Genomic DNA, 17,899 nt, shown 5'->3' with positions numbered 1-17,899 from the left:
CCCGTAGGGACGGTCCCGCTCAGCAGGATGCTCGCGTAGTAATTCGCCGAGGTGTGTCCCGGGTTTCGCCCGCCTCAACCCCCGGGTGGCGATTCTGACCTGGCTGCCCGAGGGGCGAAAGCCTTACGCGGACTGCATTTTCCGGAAATGGACCGGGCGGCTGGGTAATACGGCCTCGGCGACACGTGCTGCGGCCCAGCCCGGTCGCCGTTCCGCTGGAACCGGCCACAATTTCGGTGTCCGGCGGAGGGCGCAGCCGGTAGCCTGCCCGCCATGGTTGCCGAACAGGGTGTGCACGCGATCTGTGATCGGTTCGTGGACGATTGGGCGGAGGCCGACCCGGTCGTCGCCACCACGCTCGGCCTCGACGGCCGCGACGACCGTCTGACCGACTACTCCCCCGCCGGGCACGATCGCCGCGCCGAGATCGCACGCACGGCCCTGCGCGCTATTCGCGCCGCCCGGCCCACGGACGAGCGTGAGCGGATCGCCCAGGCCGTCTTCGACGAGCGCGTCGGCCTCGAACTCGAACTCCACGACGCCGGGCTGACGCAGGCGGCGCTCAACGTGATCGCGAGTCCGGTACAGGACATCCGGATGGTGTTCGACCTGATGGATACCGCCACGGCCGACGACTGGGCGACCGTCGCCAAGCGGCTCGCGGCGGTTCCCGCGACACTCGACGGCCTCCGCCAGGCACTGCTGTCCTCGGCGCAACACGGCCGGGTGTCCGCGCTGCGGCAACTCCGCAAGACCGCCGACCAGGCCGACACCTGGGCCGGATTGCACGACGGGAAGGGATATTTCACCACCTTCGCCTCGGCCGCCGACGCCGTTCCCGGCGCCCCGGTCGACGAGGTGGACCGGGCCGCGCGATCCGCGCAGCGGGCCTACGCCGAATTCGCCGGATTCCTGCGCGCCGAGCTGGCGCCGCACGCGCCGGTGCGCGATGCCGTCGGCGAGGAGATCTACGGTCTGTGGTCGCGCTATTTCACCGGCGCCCATCTGGACCTGCGGGAAGCCTATGCGTGGGGCTGGGACGAGTTCTCCCGGATCGAGACCGAGATGCTGGCGGTCGCCGCCCGCATCGCGCCGGGCGCGACACTCGCCGAGACCGCGACGGCGCTCGACGCCCACCCGAAGTATCGGGTGCGGGGACGGGCCGCCTTCGAGGACTGGATGCAGGGACTGTCCGATCACGCACTGGATTCGTTGCGCGGCAAGCACTTCGACATCCCCGATGCGCTGATGACGCTGGAGTGCTCGATCGCGCCGCCCGGTGGCGGGGTCGGCGCGTACTACACCGGGCCCAGCGCGGACTTCGGCCGTCCGGGACGGATGTGGTGGTCGGTGCCCGCGGACAAGGAGGAGTTCAGCACCTGGCGCGAGGTGTCCGTCGTCTACCACGAGGGTGTGCCGGGCCATCACCTGCAGGTCGCGACGGCGGTGCACGAGGCGGAGACGCTGAACAAGTACCAGCGGATGATGTCGTTCACCGACGGGCACGGCGAGGGCTGGGCGCTGTACGCCGAGCGCCTCATGGCCGAGCTGGGCTATATCGGCGACGACGGGGACCTGTTCGGCATGCTCTCCGAGCTGTTGTTCCGGGCCGCGCGAGTCGTGGTCGACATCGGCATGCACCTGGAGCTGGAGATCCCGGCGGGCACCGGATTCCACGTGGGCGAGCGCTGGACCCCCGGCCTCGGGCTGGAATTCCTGCTGTCCCGCACGGTCACCGATCGCGACCACGTCCGCGACGAGATCGATCGCTACCTCGGCTGGCCGGGCCAGGCGCCTGCCTACAAACTCGGTGAGCGGCTGTGGCTCACCGCCCGCGACGAGGCGCGTGCGCGGGCGGGTAATTCGTTCGACCTCAAGGACTTTCACACCCGGGCGTTGAAGATGGGTGGGATGGGGCTGGATACGCTGCGGGCTCAGCTGGCCGCCATGGGGTGACGCTACCCGCGCGCTGTCGCTTTCTCCAGGAACGTTCGCAAGTGCGGGTTGACTGCCTCGGCGTCGGTGAGGCTCAGGAAGTGTGCGCCGCCTTCGACGATGATGGGTGGTTCGCTGTTCGGGAGGGCTTGGGCCAGTTCGCGGGCGCGGTCGACGGGGTAGGCGGCGTCGGCGGTGCCGTGGAGTACCAGGGCGGGGCAGGCGATCTCGGGCGCGCGGTCCAGGACGCTGTCCCGTTCGACCAGCGGGGTGAGTACACGGTCTATGCGGTCGGCGGGGAGCTGACGCCAGAGGGCCTGCCACTCGGTCGCGTCGTAGTCGCCCAGGCAGATCGCGGCGTTCATGTCGAGCAGTTCCGGTGTCGGGCCGAATTCGCGCCAGGCGGCCGCGGCCTGGCGGTAGGCGGCGGCCACCTCCGGGTCCTCCACGGTGCCCGAGGTGCCCAGCAGCGCGAGCGCGGAGATCCGCTCCGGCGCGAGCAGCGCCATTCGCAGCGCGATGAATCCGCCCTGACTCGTGCCCACCACGGCGCACCGGTCCACGGACAGCGCGTCGAGCAGGCCGAGCGCGTCCCTGGCCACGTCCCAGTAGGTGAAGGGGCCGTCGGCGGGCGTCTCGCCGTGCCCGCGCTCGTCCATCGCGATCAGCCGGAACGCGCTGCCCAGCGCCGCCACCTGCGGCGCGAACATATCCGCGTTCATCAGATAACTGTGCAGTAGCAGCACATTCGGGCCGTCGCCGCCGTGATCGACATAGCCGACCGATTGCCCGTCGCTGACCTCCGCTGTCCTACGCACGGGCCGAGTCTATTTCAGACTGCCCGGTTCGAGAAGCGCGCCGGGCGCACGGATCACGCCCACCAGCACCGCCGTCCCGAGCGCGACGACTCCCGCGCACACCAGAACCGTCGCCGTCGACGCCGCGTCCACGATCCGGCCACCCAGCAGTGCGCCGCAGGCCAGGGTCGCCTGGAACGACGCGGTGAACAGCACGGTGGCGGCCTCGGCGGCCTGCGGGGCGGACCGGGCGAACCACGTCTGCGAGCACGCCGGGACCGTGCCGTAGGCGAGACCTCACACCGTCAGCAGAGCCCCGCTCCCGCAGGAGCGTGGCCGAGCACCGTCGCCAGGCCGATCAGGGCGGCGCTGACGGCGAGAGTGCCACGCACGCCGTGCCCGCAGCGTGCGACTGGTGACAACCGTGCCGAAAACGCCTGCGACACCGTAGATCAGGAGATAGCCGCCGACAGCGCCCTCGCCCGCGGTGTCCCGCAGGAACAGCACCAGCATGCGGCGGCGGTCGAGGCGCGCCGTCAGAACGGTCGCCAGCGGCGCTCACCATCGCCGTGAGTCCGGGCAAGGTCAGCGACAGCCCGCCGGTGCCCGGCGAGACGGCGTAGTGGGCGGCGATCGGATTCAGCAGTCCGACCGGCAGGATCTCGCTGGTGACGATGGTGAAGATGCCCAGCGACAGGCATATGACGCCCGCCCAGCGCTGTGGCGAAAGCGGGTTTTCGCCCTCAACAGTGGCCGGTCACGAGACTTCCTTGCGCATCTGGGCGGTGAGCAGCAGCTGGTATCCGGAGCCGAAGATCCGCGGTAGCCAGTCGATGACGTGCGCGTCGGCGCCGACGAGGATCTTCGCCTTGTTCTTGCGGATACCCGACACGATGACCTCCGCCGCCCGCTCGGGCGTGGTCTTGGCCAGCCGGTCGAAATTCGCCGCCAGCGCGTCGCGGTCACGCGTGCCGCCCGCGCGGGCCTTCCAGGCGATGCCGGTCTTGATCATGCCGGGATGCACGGAGCTGACACCGACTCGATGGCCGGCGATCCTCATCTCCTGGCGCAGCGCGTCGGTGACGGCCCGCGTGGCGAATTTGGTTGCGCTGTAAGCCCCTTGGCTGGGGCAGGCGGCAAGGCCGAACATACTGGAGACGTTCGCGATATGGCCGTCTCCGGAGGCGATCACGGCCGGCAGGAACGCCTTGGTGCCGTGCATGACGCCCCAGAAGTTGATGCCGACGATCCACTCCAGATCCGCCCAGTCGAGTTCCTCGATATCGGCGGTCAGCGAGACCCCGGCGTTGTTCACCACCAGATTCACCCGGTCGAAGTCGGCGACGACCTGGTCGGCGTGCCGGTAGACCGCCGCCCGGTCGGTGACGTCGACCTGGTACGCGCGGGCCTGCGCGCCCTGTTTCTCGCACAGCGCCGCCGTCTCCGCCACCGTGTCGATGCTGCGGCCCGACAGCGCCAGCCGGGCGCCGTGCCGTGCCAGTTCGAGCGCCAGCGCGCGGCCGATCCCGGCACCGGCGCCGGTGATCACGGCGGTCTTTCCCTCGAAGTTCTGCACCGCGAATGTCCTTGTCCTGCTTGTGCGCCCGTGAGCGCTCAGTGGGTGGTGAAGCCGCCGTCGGCGACGAATTCGGAGCCCGTGCTGTACCCGGATTCCGCGGAGACGAGGAACAGCACCAGGGCGGCGAGTTCCTCCGGCGTACCGGGCCGGGCCAGCGGCTGGTCGTGGAACATCGCGTTGGATCGCTCGGAGTCGGCGGTCATTTCGGTGATCACCACGCCCGGATGCACCGAGTTGACCCGGATTCCCCAGGCCCCGAACTCCTGTGCCGCGGCCTTGGTCATTCCCCGCACCGCCCATTTCGACGCCACGTAGCCCAGGATGTTGCCGAAGGAGATGATGCCGCCGATCGAGGAGATGTTCACGATGGATCCGCCGCCGGCCCGGCGCATCGACGGCGCAACGGATTTCATTCCGAGGAAGACGCCGACCTGATTCACGTCGATCACGCGGCGATAGTCCGCCTCGGCGAGCCGCTCGATCGGGTCGACGTGCACGATGCCCGCGTTGTTGACCAGGCCCGAGACGGGGCCGAACAGCGCCTCCGCGCGGGCCACCACCTCGATCCACGCCGCTTCGTCGGTCACGTCGTGCGGCAGGAAGGCCGCCGACGAACCCAGTTCCGCCGCAACGGCTTCGCCCTCCTCGGCGAGGACGTCGGTGATGACCACCGACGCGCCCTCGGCGACCAACCTCCCGGCGAATGCCGCGCCCATGCCGCGGGCGCCGCCGGTCACGATGACGGTCCGGCCGTCGACTCTGCCCACGGTCACTCCCCGATCACCGAATCACGCTGTGCCGCGGCGGCCATGTGGGTCGCGGCGACATAGCCGAACACCATGGCGGGGCCGATGGTGGCGCCCGCTCCGGCGTAGTCGTTTCCCATCACCGAGGCCGAATTATTGCCTGCCGCATACAGTCCCGCGATGACGCGGCCGTCGTCGTCCAGCACCCGGGCATACTCGTCGGTGACCAGACCGCCCTTGGTGCCCAGATCGCCCGGCACCATCTCGACCGCGTAGAACGGCCCTCTCTCGAGCGGGGCCAGACACGGGTTCGGGCGAACCGTCGGATCGCCGTAGTAGCGGTCGTAGGCGGAGTCGCCGCGGCCGAAGTCCCCATCGATGCCGCACCGGGCGAAGTCGTTGAAGCGCTCCACCGTCGCGGTCAGGTCGGCCGGCGGTACACCGATCCGCTCGGCCAGGCCCGCCACGGTGTCCGCGCGGTCGATGATCCCGGCGTCGAAGTACTTCTGCGGAATCCGCTGGCGGGGAAAGTTTCCCAGGAACAGATAGCGGTCCCGGAAACGCTGATCCATGATGAAGTACGCCGGAATGTGCCCGCCGCTCGCGGCCTCCTGCTCGTACATCGCGTGCACCACGTTCACGTAGGGCGCGGATTCGTTGACGAACCGCCGGCCGGCGCGGTTGACCATGATCCCGCCCGGCTGGGCGCGTTCGGCCAGGCAGAAGAACGGCGGCCCGTCCGGGTTGCGCACCGACGGGCCCCACCAGGCGTCGTCCATGAGATCTACTGCGCCACCGGCCTTTTGACCGGCGACGATGCCTTCGCCGACGTTCTCGGTCGCGCCGACGGTCCAGTCGGTGGACTGCGGGCCCGAGAGGTACTGCTCGCGCATCTCGAGGTTGTGCTCGAATCCGCCCGCCGCGAGCACCACGCCGAGCCGGGCCGTGATGCGCACCGGCCGTCCCTCGTGCTCGACCCGGACGCCCACGACCGCGTCGCCCTCGGTGATCAGGTCGGTCAGCGGGGTGTTCAGCCACACCGGCACTCCCGCGTCACGCAGCGAGAGCCACAGCCGCGCCGCCAGCGCCTTGCCGAGGCTCAGCGGCAGGCGGCCGCGCAGCGCGTCCCGCACGGCCCGGATTCCCACCTTGACCGCCGTCCGCTTGCCCGTCCACGTCCGGGCGATCATGTTCAGATCGTGGAAATCGCTGACGGTGAACGCGATTCCCTTCGGGCCCGACATCGTCGGCTGATTGATCTTGTGCAGGTCGCCGCCCAGCAGCCGGCCGTCGAGGGGCGCGGGTTCGATACTGCGGCCCTGCGCCAGGCCACCCGGATACTCCGGGTGATAGTCGGAGTATCCGCGGTCGTACACGAACTCCCAATACCGGCTGCGCGCACCGAGATACCGCATCATCGCCGGACCGTGCTCGAGGAAGGCGCGCTGTTTGCTGTCCGGAACGCGATCGCCCACAACGGCTTTCAGGTAGGTACGGGCCAGTTCGGGGCTGTCGGGCACGCCGGCGGCCTGGAGCACCGGATTGCCGGGGATCCAGACGCCGCCGCCGGAGCGCGCCGTGGAGCCGCCGAAACTGCGGCTCTTCTCGACCAGCGTCACCGCCAGCCCGCGGTAGGCGGCCGTCAGCGCGGCGGTCATCCCGGCGGCGCCGGAGCCGACGACCACCACATCGAACTCGAATTCCTGTGTCATCCGTCCCTCTTCGCCTGTGTCCGTGCCCCGACGCTAGGACGGCCCGGCGCGACCGGCACCGAACGGTCCCGGCCACCGGGACTACCGGCTGACCTCCCGCGATGCCACCCGAACCATGGCGGTCGGGGAACCACCGAAGGGAGATGCGCATGACCGACCTCACCGGAAAGGTCGCCCTCGTCACCGGGGCCGCACGGGGGCAGGGCGCCGCCGAGGCGGAGCTGTTCGTCCGGCTGGGCGCACGGGTGGTGTTCACCGACGTCCTGGCGGACGAAGGGCGGGCACTCGCCGAAACCCTCGGCGACGCGGCGCGTTTCGTGCGGCACGACGTGACGTCGAGCGACGACTGGCATGCCGCCGTGACGGTCGCGCTGACGGAGTTCGGCGCGCTGGACGTGCTGGTGAACAATGCGGCGATCTATCTGACCAAGCCGTTGACGGAGACCGAGCCCGACGAGTTGGACCGGATGCTGAGCGTCAATCTGGTCGGGGCCTTTCGTGGCATCCGGGCCGTGGCCGACGCCATGGCGGGCGGCGGATCGATCGTGAACATCTCCTCGCAGGCGGGGATGGAGGGGCTGTCGAATCACGTCGCCTACGGGACGTCGAAGTGGGGGCTGCGCGGGTTGACCAAGCATGCGGCAATGGATTTGGGGCCCAGAGGAATTCGGGTGAACTCGGTCCATCCGGGGCCGATCGTCACGCCGATGGTCCCGCACCTGAGCACCGGGCCGGGGAGTTTCCCGACGCTGCCGTTGCAGCGCACCGGATTGCCGGCGGAGGTCGCCGATCTCGTCGCCTTCCTCGCCTCCGATGCCGCGGCCTACATCACCGGCGCGGAGATCGCGGTCGACGGCGGCCTGGCGGCGGGCAAGTTCATTCCCGATATGGCGCGGTAGCGGGAGCGTTCGATGCCGATGTCGCCGCAGACCCGGGCCGTGGTGGACGCGGCCACCGCCGCCTTTCCGAAGCTGGGCACCGAGGTGCTCGACGCCGCCGAGGCACGCCGGTTCCTGGCTGCCCGCTCCGCGCCTGCGTTGGGCCCGATACCCGTTGCCGCGGTGTGGGATTCGCTTGTCGTCTCTTCATCCGTTGTCCCGGCGGCTTCCGGAACGAACCCACCGGTGCCGGTGCGCGTCTACCGCCCGGCCGATACCCCGGATCCGCTGCCGGTCGTGATGTTCTGTCACGGTGGCGGATTCGTGATCTGCGGCCTCGACAGTCACGACCGGTTCTGCCGCACTATTGCCAATGCCACTGGGGCACTGGTAATTTCGGTCGACTATCGGCGAGCACCCGAGCATCCCTTCCCCGCCGCCGTCATCGACGCCGACACGGTCCTCCGGTGGATCGCCACCCATGCCGAGGAGATCGGCGGCGACCCCACCCGGATAGCGGTGGCCGGAGACAGCGCGGGCGGCAACCTCGCCACCGTCGCCGCGCTCCTCGCCCGAGACCACGCGGGACCCCGAATCGCGATGCAGCTCTTGATGTATCCCATGCTGGACCCGACCCGCTCCGCCCCGTCCCACCGGGAGAACGCGCACGGCTACTTCACCACCGCCGACCATCTGCGCTGGTACTGGCGGCAGTATCTGCCCGACGGCACGAGCACCGACCCGCACGCCGCGCCCTTGCTCGCCGACCCGTCGGGCCTGCCACCCGCACACATCGTCACCGCCGAATACGACCCGCTACGCGACGAGGGCGAGGCATACGCACACCATCTCGCCGCCGCGGGCGTCGCCGCCGAGATCCACCGCTACGACGACATGTTCCACGGCTTCATGACCATGTCCGACAACCTCCCCACCGCCCGCCGCGCCAACGACACCGCCTTCGCGGCACTCCGTAAAGCATTGAACGACAGGTGAAACCACACCTCACCGCAGCTTATTCAGGTGCGCCTTACCGCCTCGATCCCCACCGTCATACGGTCAATCCGACAACTTGCTGAGCCTCCACCGCCTCGCACCGGCGCTCTTCTCGGTGCGTCCCAGCAGGACCGCCGCTTCCGCGACCGAGCAATCCGACAGGACAATCGCATCCTGATCGTCGGTCCACGGCTTTCTAGCATGGCCGTATCGTGTTGTGGGCGCTGTCCAACGGCTTATGGCACGCGCCGCCCTGATCTTGCGCCGCAAGGCCAGGCAACCGGGCGGATAACACCACCGTGCCAGTTCCACCGCCGGTGCGCTCGCCACCATAACGTTGAAGACACCATCTCGCTTGTTAGGTCGGGCCGAACGTGTGATGCCACAGATTCGATTCACTTCAGCACAGAAATGTTGCGCGATGAATGGGCTGGCTGTGACCAGGCTGATGAAGGGATACCCGCGGGCGGTGAAACCGACCGAACCATCGCCGTCGAGAACTCCACGTACTCCACACGAGCGGCCCGTGCATAGACGTGCAGGAACTCGGTTACATACTCATTGGCAAAGTTCGTCCGTCGAGACCGCGTACCGATGTACGAGTGCACAGGAATGTGCCGCTGTAGCCGCGGAAGCAAGTCGGCGTCACGCACGGCAACCTCGAGTGACAGCCTGCCCTTACCACGGGTATCGCCCGAATGTGTCCCATCGGTCTGGAACAGGCCGACCATGTAGGAGACTACATCGTATCGCACCGAAAGATGCCCCCTACGAGCAACTTTCGAGTAAGCGCCATGCAGATCTCACTCCCTTTTTTAACGTCTCCGCAGCGTTCCCACTATGCCCGCGCCCAGCAGCATGAAGCCGGAGACGAGGGCGAAGCCGTAGGTGACCCAGGCGTGCAGGGCCACCTGCATCTCGGAGTTGAGGAAGGTCAGGTTCGCGATCAGGGCGAAGGTCTCGTCGGGGAACAGGAGGTGCAGGATGCCGGGCAGGATTCCCCACACCAGCCCGGCCACGGCGGTGCCGATCGGGGAGAACGCGGCGGCCACCACCACGAGCAGGAGGATCAGGGAACCGCCGATGATCTCGAGGGCGGCCGTCCAGCGGTCGGTGACGGCGCCGACGATCACCCAGTAGCGGATGTCGGCGCCGCCTTTGGCCGCGAAGGCGATACCGATCGGCGTCAGCAGCAGGCCGAACAGCACGCCTCCCACGGTGTTGCCGGCGATGCCTCGGCTCTGGAACTGCGACCCCGGCGGCGCCCATCCCGCCGGTGACTCGAACTTGTTCGGCATCGCCCCGTCCTCCCTCGATGTCTCTGCCGCATCCATTGTCCTGCCTGAATCGGAAAAATGTCCGACCACGGGCGGAAATCGTTCGCGGCGTGGCTTTTCGCGGGTCGCCGCTGGTTAGCATCGGGTATGCCAGCGACGCACGCGAGTTCCGAACCCCCGGCCCTACCCGGTGTCCGCCGATCCTTCGTCACCGCCCGCGGCGTGCGATTCCACGTCACCGAGGCGGGTCCGGCGGACGGGCGTCCGGTGGTGGCGCTGCACGGGTGGCCGCAGCATCACTACACCTATCGCCACCTGCTCGCCGATCCGCCGGAGGGGTTGCGGATCATCGCGCCGGACCTGCCGGGGTACGGGTGGTCGGGGCCGCCGCCGCACCGCTGGGCGAAGGAGGATGTCGCCCGGGACCTGCTGGCGCTGCTGGACGAACTCGGGGTCGAGCGGGCGCTGCTCGCGGGGCACGACTGGGGCGGCTACATCGGATTCCTGATGGTGCTGGCCGAGCCCGGGCGGTTCGACGGCTACCTGCCGATGAATATCGCGCACCCGTGGCAGACGCCGCGCACGATGGCGCCGCACCTGTGGCGGTTCCTGCTGTATCAGCCGCTGGTGGCGGGGCCCGGGGTGGCGTTGCAGCGGCACACCCGCTTCCTCGAGCGCGTCTTCCGGATGGGCGTCACCGACCGCACCGAATTCAGCCCCGAGGTGGTCCGCGCCTATACCGACCGTTTCCGCGATCCGGCCGTCGCCCGCGCCGCCACCGACACCTACCGCACCTTCCTGCTGCGCGAGCTGCCCGCCCGCCGCCGCCCCGAGACCCGCCGCGCCACCGTCCCGATCCGGGCCCTGTTCGGCACCGACGACGGCGCCATCCACCACTCCCTCGCCGCGTCCGAGACCGCCAACGCCGACGACTACACCGTCGAATATGTCCCCGCCTGCGGCCATTTCCTCCCTGAGGAACGCCCAGCCCTGGTCCGCACCCGCCTCGAGTCCCTCGCCGCCGAAACCCTCCGCCGCACCGCCTGAACCCGCCGGGTGTCGGGGGTGTGGGGCACGATGGAGGCCGTGACTGGGACCGGGCTGCGGGAATCTGCTGAGGAGCTGCTGCGGGAGCTGGCCGGGCCGGGAGCCCGGCTGCGGGAGGACCAGTGGACGGCGATCGAGGCGCTGGTGGTGGGGCGGCGGCGGGCGCTGGTCGTGCAGCGCACGGGGTGGGGTAAGTCGGCGGTGTACTTCATCGCCGCGAAACTGCTGCGGCGGGACGGGCGCGGCCCGACGGTGATCGTCTCGCCCCTGCTGGCGCTGATGCGTAACCAGGTGGCGGCGGCGCAGCGCGCGGGCGTCGTGGCCGCCACCATCAACTCCGGCAATGTGACCGAGTGGGACGAGATCCACGCGCAGGTCGCGGCGGGCGATGTCGACGTGCTGCTGGTGAGCCCGGAACGGTTGAACAATCCGGACTTCCGCGATTCGGTCCTGCCCAAACTGGCCGCCGACGCGGGGCTGGTCGTGATCGACGAGGCGCACTGCGTCTCCGACTGGGGACACGACTTCCGGCCCGACTATCGCCGCATCCGCACCCTGATCGCCGATCTCGGCAGCGACGTCCCGGTGCTCGCCACCACTGCGACCGCCAACGACCGGGTGGTCACCGACGTCGCCACCCAGATCGGCACGGACACGCTGGTCCTGCGCGGCACGCTGGACCGCGAGTCGCTGCACATGTCGGTCGTGCGCATCGAGGACGCGGTGCAGCGCACGGCCTGGCTGGGCACCCGCCTGCACGAGCTGCCCGGATCCGGGATCATCTACACGCTCACCGTCGCCGCCGCGCACGACCTCGCCGACCTGCTCACCACGCGGGGCCACCGCGTCGCCGCGTACACCGGCCGCACGGATCCGGCCGAGCGCGAGCAGCTCGAGCAGGCCCTGCTGGACAACGAGGTCAAGGCGCTGGTCGCCACGTCCGCGCTGGGTATGGGATTCGACAAGCCCGATCTGGGTTTCGTCGTCCACCTGGGCGCGCCCTCGTCCCCGATCGCCTACTACCAGCAGGTGGGTCGCGCGGGCCGCGGCACCGAGCGCGCCGAGGTGCTGTTGCTGCCGGGCCCGGAGGACCGCCGGATCTGGAGTTACTTCGCGTCCGTGGCCTTTCCGCGCGAGCATGTCGTCCGTTCCGTCCTGGACGTGCTCGATCCGGACCGGGCGCAGTCGACGGCCGCGCTGGAGCCGCTGGTGGAGCTGAACCGGTCGCGCCTGGAGATGGTGCTGAAGGTGCTCGATGTGGACGGCGCGGTGCGACGCGTGCGCGGCGGCTGGATCGCCACCGGCGAGCCGTGGGTCTACGACACCGAACGCTACGACCGGCTGTCGGTGGCGCGCGAGACCGAACAGCAGGCGATGATCGACTACCAGTCGACCACCGAGTGCCGGATGAACTTCCTGCGCCGCCAGCTCGACGATCCGGACCTGGCCGAGAACGGCTGCGGCCGGTGCGACAACTGCACGGGCATCCGGCCCGACACCTCGGTCGGCTCCGAGGAACTCACCGCCACCCGGGCGCGCCTGGACCGTCCCGGTATCGATCTGGCCCCGCGCAAGCAATGGCCGACGGGTATGGCGAAGCTCGGCGTCCCGCTGTCCGGCAAGATCGGCGACGGCCCGCGGACGGGCCGGGTGCTGGGCCGGCTCAGCGATCTGGCCTGGGGCAAGCGCCTGCGCACCCTGCTCGACGGGCCGGACGAGCCCGTCCCCGACCACATCGTGAACGCCTGCATCACCGTTCTGCGCGAATGGGATTGGGAGCAGCGGCCCACCGGGGTGATGGCGCTGGAATCGCCGACCCATCCCCGGATGATCGCCGATCTGGCGGGTCGCCTGGCCACCATCGGCCGCCTGACCGATCTCGGCATCCTGCGCACCCGGCCCGACCGTCCCCCGGTGTCGGCCGCCAACTCGGCGCATCGGGTGGCCGCCCTCTTCGATTCCTGGGAGCCGCCGGATCTGACCGCCGCCGACGGCCCGATCCTGCTCGTCGACGCCCTCACCGACACCGGCTGGACCTTCACCCTCGCCGCGCACGCCCTCCGCCAGGCGGGCGCTCCGGCCGTCCTCCCGTTCGCCCTGGCCACACCCTCCTGACACGAGGAAACGGCGGCCGTGTCAGACCGGTGTCAGGCCGGTATCAGCGGGGGTCGCGAAGGTGGTCCCATGAACGGCACAGCGACCGCCGCTCACACCGACCCGCTGAAGGAGCACGCCATGTCCACGTTCGAGACCCCGGAACCGATCACCGTCACCGTCGAGGTGCTCTCCGGCACCGTCGCCGTGATCGCGTCCGACCGCACCGATACCGTCGTCGCGGTCCGCCCGGCCGACGCGTCCAAGAAGGCCGATGTGCGGGCCGCCGAGCAGACCCAGGTCGGTGTCGAGGCCGGCGTCCTGACCGTGAAGACGCCGAAGGACTGGCGCACCTACACCCCGTTCGGCGGCAATCCGTCGGTCGAGGTGACCATCGAGGTGCCCACCGGTTCTCGGCTGGAAGGCACCGCCGGGGTGGGCCGATTCGTGGGCACCGGCGAATTCGGCGACTGCGATCTGCGGATCGCGGCCGGTGACATCTCGATCGACCGCCCGCGCGGCTCGGTGCACGCCAAGACCTCCAAGGGCGATATCCGTATCGGCGAGGCCGCGCGCGGCGACGTGCGCGTGGAGACCTCCATGGGCGAGCTGGAGATCGGCATCCACCCGGGCAGCGGCGTGCGGATGGAGACCAGCACCGCGCAGGGCACCGTCCAGAACCTCATGAACCCGGTCGGCACGCCGGCGAGCGAGGAGACCGTGCGGGTGTTCGCGCGGAACACCTACGGCAACATCATCGTCCGGCACACCACGGCCGTGTAGCGCCCGGCGGCGCAGGCAGCCACCGCGAGCCGGTCGTGGCGTCGCGCGTGCCCGGGCGGGTGATCACCGGCTATGGTCGGACGGGTGGCCAGTAAGTCCGGCTCACCGGCGGTGGAGTTGAGCGTCGGGGAGCGTACGGTACGGATCTCCAATCCGGATCGGGTGTACTTCCCCGAGTCCGGGGCGACCAAGTTCGATCTGGTGCAGTACTACCTGAGCGTCGGGGACGGCATCGTCAACGCCCTGCGGGACCGGCCGTGCATGCTGCACCGGTTCCCGAAGGGGCTGCCCGGCGGCAAGGTGCATCAGAAGCGCGTGCCGGCGGGCGCGCCGGAGTGGATCCCGACCGTGCGGGTCTACTTCCCCCGCTACGGCCGCACCGCCGACGAGTTGTGCGTCGCCGAACTCGCCGATGTGATCTGGGCGGTCCAGATGTCGACCGTCGAATTCCATCCCTGGAACTCGCGCCGGTTCGACACCGAGAAGCCCGACGAGTGGCGCATCGACCTGGACCCGATGCCCGACTGCCCCTGGTCGCGCGTGCAGCGGGTCGCCGGGGTGGCGCGCGAGGTGCTCGACGAGCTGGGCGCGGTGGGCTGGCCGAAGACCTCCGGCGGCAAGGGATTACACATCTACGTGCGGATCGCGCCGGAGTGGGGCTTCCGGGACGTGCGCCGCGCCGCCCTGGCCTTCGCCCAGGAGGTCGAGCGCCGCATGCCCGACGATGTGACCACCACGTGGTGGCGGCGCGACCGCGACCCGAAGCTGCTGTTCATCGATTACAACCAGAACGCCCGCGACCACACGATCGCGGCGGCCTACTCGGTGCGCGGCGTCCCCGCCGCCACGGTCTCCACCCCGGTGCACTGGGACGAGATCCCCGATATCGATCCCCGCGATTTCACCATCGCCACCGTCCCCGACCGCTACGCGAAACTCGGCGACCTGCACGCCGGCATCGACGACGCGGTCTTCGATCTCACCCGCCTCCTGGAATGGGCCGACCGCGACGAGGTCGAGGTCGATCTGGACGAGGATGCCCCCGATGCCTGAAGGAGAACCCGCGGTGCCCCGGTCCGTCCCGATCGCCCTCGGCCCGCACTCGACGCCGCTGCTGGAGCGGGCGATCACGGCGGGCGGCGGAACCGTGACGGAACTGGGCGCGGCGCGGGCGCTGGTCTGGGACGGCGATCCGGCGGGCTTCCCGCAGCGGCTCCCCGACGGCATCGAATGGGTGCAGCTGTTCTCGGCGGGCGTCGAGGAGTGGTTCGACACCGACGTCTTCCGGAACCATCCCGGCGTGGTGTTCACCTCCGCCGCAGGCGCTTTCGCACGCAGCGTGGCCGAGCACGCGCTCATGATGCTGCTGTCCGGCGTGCGCTACCTGCCCGAACACGTGCTCGCCCGCAGCTGGCGGCAGCGCGAGTTCTTCCCGCATATCGGTACGCTGCGCGGCGCCACGGTGGCGGTCGTCGGCGCGGGCGGTATCGGCAGGGAGCTGATCGCGCTGCTGCACCCGTTCGGGGCGCGGGTGATCGCCGTGAATCGCTCCGGCACCCCGGTTTCGCTGCCCGGTGTCGTGGAAACCGTTCCGGCGCATCGGCTTCCGGAGGTGTGGCCGCGCACCGATCACGTGGTCGTGGCCGCCCCCGCCACGCCGGAGACCCGTCACCTGGTCGGCAAGGCCGAACTGGCCCACTTGAAGCCGACGTCCTGGGTGGTCAATGTCGCGCGCGGCAGCCTGATCGACACCGACGCCCTGGTGCAGGCGCTGCGCGACGGCGTCATCGGCGGCGCGGCTCTCGATGTCACCGATCCGGAGCCGCTGCCGGACGGCCATCCGCTGTGGGATCTGCCGAACGCCGTTGTCACGCCGCACGATTCGAATCCGCCGCACCTGCGCAACGCGGCCTTCGCCGACCGGGTCCGCGAGAATGTCGCCCGGTTCGTCTCCGGCCGCGACCCGCTCGCGCGCATCGACGTCGTCGCCGGATATTGAGCGCCCAGGGGCTCAGGCGACGCCGCCCGCGTGCAGCGCCTTGACGGTCGGCGAATTGGTGATCGCGCCCGGATCCGGGTAGGTGTGCAGGACGCGGTCGGCGGTGCCGGAGCTGGTCACGGTGAACCAGTAGTGCTCGTTCTTGAAGTGGTGCAGGCGGTGATTGCGCCGGACCGCCTTGAAGATCCGGCCGCGCGGCTGGTAGTCGGTGTGGATCAGGTAGTGGGTCCACTCGTAGTTCAGCCCGAGCGCGCCGACCACCGTGAGGAACGTCAGGCCCAGGCCGATGCGCGGAAAGGCCAGCGCCGCAACGACGACCAGGACGGGAAGCAGCCAGAGGAAGGTCTGCCAGGGAATGAACACCAGCGGCACGTCGCGCGGATCGGCGTGGTGCTCGCGGTGTTTGCGCGCCAGCAGCGAATCCACGGTGATCGGCCCCAGCCGGCGCGGACGCCAGTGCAGGACGAAGACGTGAATCATCCACTCCACGAGCGGGAAGAACGCCAGCATCACGACCGGCACGAGGGCGTCGGTGAGCTGCCAATCCCCCACCGCCAGCCGGGCTCCCAGCGCCACGGCCAGCATGCCCGCGATGATCCACGGCGACGGGCGGCGGGCGAACACCCGGAATGCCGAGCCCAGCGTCACCTCCCGGCGTCGCCCGCGGTCGCGCGCGCCCTCCGCTTCCGTCCGGTCGTTCACGGTCATGGCCGTTCCTCCTCGAGCCGACGCATCACCGCGTCGAATTCCGTTGTGGCCGAGGCCAGCAGCTCGTGTGCGGCCTCCCGGGCAGCGGCGCCGTCACCGGCCGCGACGGCCTCGGTGAGGGTGCGGTAGCAGTCGATCCGGCTCACCTCGGCGCCCATCACCAGCGTCAGCGCCGGCATGGCGGGCTCGTAGACCGCGCGCAGGTTGTTGAACAGCAGCCGGAACACGATGGAATCCGCGCCGTCGACCACGTGGTCCCAGAAGTCGAGCGCCGCCCGCTGCTGATCCACCGGATCCCGCCGGGCGGCAAGGACTTCCACCGATTCCCGCAGCAGCGGCGCGAGATCCGCGCCGGACCGTTCGGCCGCGAATCCGGCGACCTCCCGCCCCATCGACAGGCGCGTCTCCAGGATGCTGCGGATCACCCCGTGGTCGAGTTCGCCCTTGCGCAGGATCAGCCGCGGCAGCATGTCCACGCCCGCCGACCGCCGGAAGTCGCGGACCGTCGTCGCCCCGCCCTGGCGGACCTCCACCAGCCCGGTGTGCGCCAGCCGCTGGAGCGCCTCCCGCACGGTCGGCCGCGAGACGCCGAGCACCTCCGCGAGCCGCCGCTCCGCTGGCAGCGCCGCACCCGGCGCCAGCTCACCGTCGAGTACCTCGTCGACGAGCTGGTCGAACACGGTATCGGGAACGGTCCGCCGGTCGATCCGCTGGAAAGCCATAGGCCGACGATAGAACTCTCACGGTAAGAGGTCAAGTGGTCAGACCAGCGCGATCACACCTCTCCGACGAGGCCCTTCGACGTGGATTACAGCCCGTCCCGCTCCTCGGGGTCGACGAATTCGACGCCGGTGATGATGTCGGGCTCGATGCGGACGATGTGGTCGCGCGGGCCGGGAAGCCACGGGTGAAGCAGGCCGCGGTACCGCTCGACCTCGCCCGGATCGGTGACCACCTCCGCGGTGCCGGTGACGATGACGCACCAGCCGCGGTGGGTGTGCTCGTCGATGGTGTCGGCCTCGTAGGCGACCACCTGTCGATCCGGGCTCATGGCGGCGCCGCGGTTGGCGTGGATGACGATCGCCTCGTCGTCGACGATGTGGTTGACCGGGCGAATGGTCGGCAGCGCGTACCGGGCGAAGACGATGCGTCCGAAGCGCACGCGCGACAGCAACCGCAGCGATTCGGCGGTCGTCAGGTCGCGCGGCACCTGCTGCGCGGGAGCGCCCATACCGTCGATTATCCGTCCACGCTCACCATCGCGCAGGGGTGGTGTGGGCCGGTCCGACGTCCGTTGCTGCCGCGGTTGATCCTCGGCTCGGCTGGTCATTCGCTGCGTGCCCCACTT

The 17,899-nt window shown here is 69.8% G+C and carries 17 protein-coding genes; 8 read left to right on the top strand and 9 right to left on the bottom strand.

Annotated features, from left to right (window positions below; all coding sequences use genetic code 11):
• The first annotated feature begins 273 nt into the window (after positions 1-273).
• On the top strand, positions 274-1,956 hold the full coding sequence (locus ON41_RS10105) for a DUF885 domain-containing protein (RefSeq protein ID WP_040747116.1): 1,683 nt from the start codon (positions 274-276) through the stop codon (positions 1,954-1,956).
• 2 nt (positions 1,957-1,958) lie between these two features.
• Here ON41_RS10105 and ON41_RS10100 read toward each other — a convergent pair whose 3' ends face one another.
• From ON41_RS10100 to kstD, 5 genes are all read right to left on the bottom strand, one after another.
• Positions 1,959-2,753, bottom strand: a complete 795-nt coding sequence (locus ON41_RS10100) for an alpha/beta fold hydrolase (protein ID WP_040747115.1) — start codon at positions 2,751-2,753, stop codon at positions 1,959-1,961.
• Between the two features lie 9 nt (positions 2,754-2,762).
• Entirely contained in the window at positions 2,763-2,948 is a 186-nt protein-coding gene (locus ON41_RS42630; protein ID WP_040747114.1) for a hypothetical protein, read from the bottom strand.
• 541 nt (positions 2,949-3,489) lie between these two features.
• Positions 3,490-4,308 carry an SDR family NAD(P)-dependent oxidoreductase gene (locus ON41_RS10090; protein ID WP_040747113.1) on the bottom strand — a complete coding sequence of 273 codons (819 nt, stop codon included), beginning with the start codon at positions 4,306-4,308 and terminating at the stop codon, positions 3,490-3,492.
• A gap of 38 nt (positions 4,309-4,346) precedes the next feature.
• Positions 4,347-5,078 (bottom strand): SDR family NAD(P)-dependent oxidoreductase, encoded by a 732-nt coding sequence (locus ON41_RS10085; protein ID WP_040747249.1) that lies wholly within the window; start codon positions 5,076-5,078, stop codon positions 4,347-4,349.
• A 2-nt stretch (positions 5,079-5,080) separates the two neighbouring features.
• Positions 5,081-6,769, bottom strand: a complete 1,689-nt coding sequence (gene kstD / locus ON41_RS10080) for a 3-oxosteroid 1-dehydrogenase (protein WP_040747111.1) — start codon at positions 6,767-6,769, stop codon at positions 5,081-5,083.
• Between the two features lie 149 nt (positions 6,770-6,918).
• On the opposite strand from kstD, the gene ON41_RS10075 reads away from it, so the two are divergent.
• On the top strand, positions 6,919-7,668 hold the full coding sequence (locus ON41_RS10075; protein WP_040747247.1) for an SDR family NAD(P)-dependent oxidoreductase: 750 nt from the start codon (positions 6,919-6,921) through the stop codon (positions 7,666-7,668).
• 12 nt (positions 7,669-7,680) lie between these two features.
• Entirely contained in the window at positions 7,681-8,643 is a 963-nt protein-coding gene (gene lipP1, locus ON41_RS10070; RefSeq protein WP_040747109.1) for a LipP1 family hormone-sensitive lipase, read from the top strand.
• Positions 8,644-9,458: 815 nt separating this feature from the next.
• Here lipP1 and ON41_RS10065 read toward each other — a convergent pair.
• Positions 9,459-9,941 carry a membrane protein gene (locus ON41_RS10065; RefSeq protein ID WP_040747108.1) on the bottom strand — a complete coding sequence of 161 codons (483 nt, stop codon included), beginning with the start codon at positions 9,939-9,941 and terminating at the stop codon, positions 9,459-9,461.
• A 126-nt stretch (positions 9,942-10,067) separates the two neighbouring features.
• On the opposite strand from ON41_RS10065, the gene ON41_RS10060 reads away from it, so the two are divergent.
• The 5 genes from ON41_RS10060 to ON41_RS10040 all read left to right on the top strand — a co-directional run bounded on the left by ON41_RS10060 (position 10,068) and on the right by ON41_RS10040 (position 15,843).
• Positions 10,068-10,967 (top strand): alpha/beta fold hydrolase, encoded by a 900-nt coding sequence (locus ON41_RS10060; protein ID WP_040747106.1) that lies wholly within the window; start codon positions 10,068-10,070, stop codon positions 10,965-10,967.
• 39 nt (positions 10,968-11,006) lie between these two features.
• Complete coding sequence (locus tag ON41_RS10055; RefSeq protein WP_246829493.1) at positions 11,007-13,082, top strand: RecQ family ATP-dependent DNA helicase; 2,076 nt, start codon at positions 11,007-11,009, stop codon at positions 13,080-13,082.
• Between the two features lie 69 nt (positions 13,083-13,151).
• A complete protein-coding gene (locus tag ON41_RS10050) occupies positions 13,152-13,844 on the top strand; it encodes a DUF4097 family beta strand repeat-containing protein (protein WP_246461710.1) in 693 nt (230 codons plus the stop codon).
• Positions 13,845-13,928: 84 nt separating this feature from the next.
• The gene (gene ligD, locus ON41_RS10045; protein ID WP_444543675.1) at positions 13,929-14,897 is read left to right on the top strand and encodes a non-homologous end-joining DNA ligase; all 969 of its coding nucleotides are present in this window, start codon (positions 13,929-13,931) and stop codon (positions 14,895-14,897) included.
• On the top strand, positions 14,890-15,843 hold the full coding sequence (locus tag ON41_RS10040) for a D-isomer specific 2-hydroxyacid dehydrogenase family protein (protein WP_040747243.1): 954 nt from the start codon (positions 14,890-14,892) through the stop codon (positions 15,841-15,843). The genes ligD and ON41_RS10040 overlap by 8 nt, the downstream gene beginning before the upstream one ends.
• 12 nt (positions 15,844-15,855) lie before the next feature.
• Here ON41_RS10040 and ON41_RS10035 read toward each other — a convergent pair whose 3' ends face one another.
• From ON41_RS10035 to ON41_RS10025, 3 genes are all read right to left on the bottom strand, one after another.
• The gene (locus tag ON41_RS10035) at positions 15,856-16,551 is read right to left on the bottom strand and encodes a sterol desaturase family protein (protein WP_051161187.1); all 696 of its coding nucleotides are present in this window, start codon (positions 16,549-16,551) and stop codon (positions 15,856-15,858) included.
• On the bottom strand, positions 16,548-17,273 hold the full coding sequence (locus ON41_RS10030) for a FadR/GntR family transcriptional regulator (protein WP_040747101.1): 726 nt from the start codon (positions 17,271-17,273) through the stop codon (positions 16,548-16,550). The genes ON41_RS10035 and ON41_RS10030 overlap by 4 nt, the downstream gene beginning before the upstream one ends.
• 86 nt (positions 17,274-17,359) lie before the next feature.
• The gene (locus ON41_RS10025; RefSeq protein WP_040747099.1) at positions 17,360-17,782 is read right to left on the bottom strand and encodes a pyridoxamine 5'-phosphate oxidase family protein; all 423 of its coding nucleotides are present in this window, start codon (positions 17,780-17,782) and stop codon (positions 17,360-17,362) included.
• Between the last annotated feature and the right edge of the window lie 117 nt (positions 17,783-17,899).

This window comes from Nocardia transvalensis NBRC 15921 (assembly GCF_000308875.1).
Taxonomy (GTDB): Bacteria; Actinomycetota; Actinomycetes; order Mycobacteriales; family Mycobacteriaceae; genus Nocardia; species Nocardia transvalensis.
This window is presented reverse-complemented; position numbering and strand designations above follow the sequence as displayed.

Coding starts and splice junctions, on each gene's coding strand:
- ON41_RS10105 (WP_040747116.1), top strand. CDS start 274: ATGGTTGCCGAACAGGGTGTGCACGCGATCTGTGATCGGTTCGTGGAC.
- kstD (WP_040747111.1), bottom strand. CDS start 6,769: ATGACACAGGAATTCGAGTTCGATGTGGTGGTCGTCGGCTCCGGCGCC.
- ON41_RS10075 (WP_040747247.1), top strand. CDS start 6,919: ATGACCGACCTCACCGGAAAGGTCGCCCTCGTCACCGGGGCCGCACGG.
- lipP1 (WP_040747109.1), top strand. CDS start 7,681: ATGCCGATGTCGCCGCAGACCCGGGCCGTGGTGGACGCGGCCACCGCC.
- ON41_RS10065 (WP_040747108.1), bottom strand. CDS start 9,941: ATGCCGAACAAGTTCGAGTCACCGGCGGGATGGGCGCCGCCGGGGTCG.
- ON41_RS10060 (WP_040747106.1), top strand. CDS start 10,068: ATGCCAGCGACGCACGCGAGTTCCGAACCCCCGGCCCTACCCGGTGTC.
- ON41_RS10050 (WP_246461710.1), top strand. CDS start 13,152: ATGAACGGCACAGCGACCGCCGCTCACACCGACCCGCTGAAGGAGCAC.
- ON41_RS10040 (WP_040747243.1), top strand. CDS start 14,890: ATGCCTGAAGGAGAACCCGCGGTGCCCCGGTCCGTCCCGATCGCCCTC.
- ON41_RS10035 (WP_051161187.1), bottom strand. CDS start 16,551: ATGACCGTGAACGACCGGACGGAAGCGGAGGGCGCGCGCGACCGCGGG.
- ON41_RS10030 (WP_040747101.1), bottom strand. CDS start 17,273: ATGGCTTTCCAGCGGATCGACCGGCGGACCGTTCCCGATACCGTGTTC.
- ON41_RS10025 (WP_040747099.1), bottom strand. CDS start 17,782: ATGGGCGCTCCCGCGCAGCAGGTGCCGCGCGACCTGACGACCGCCGAA.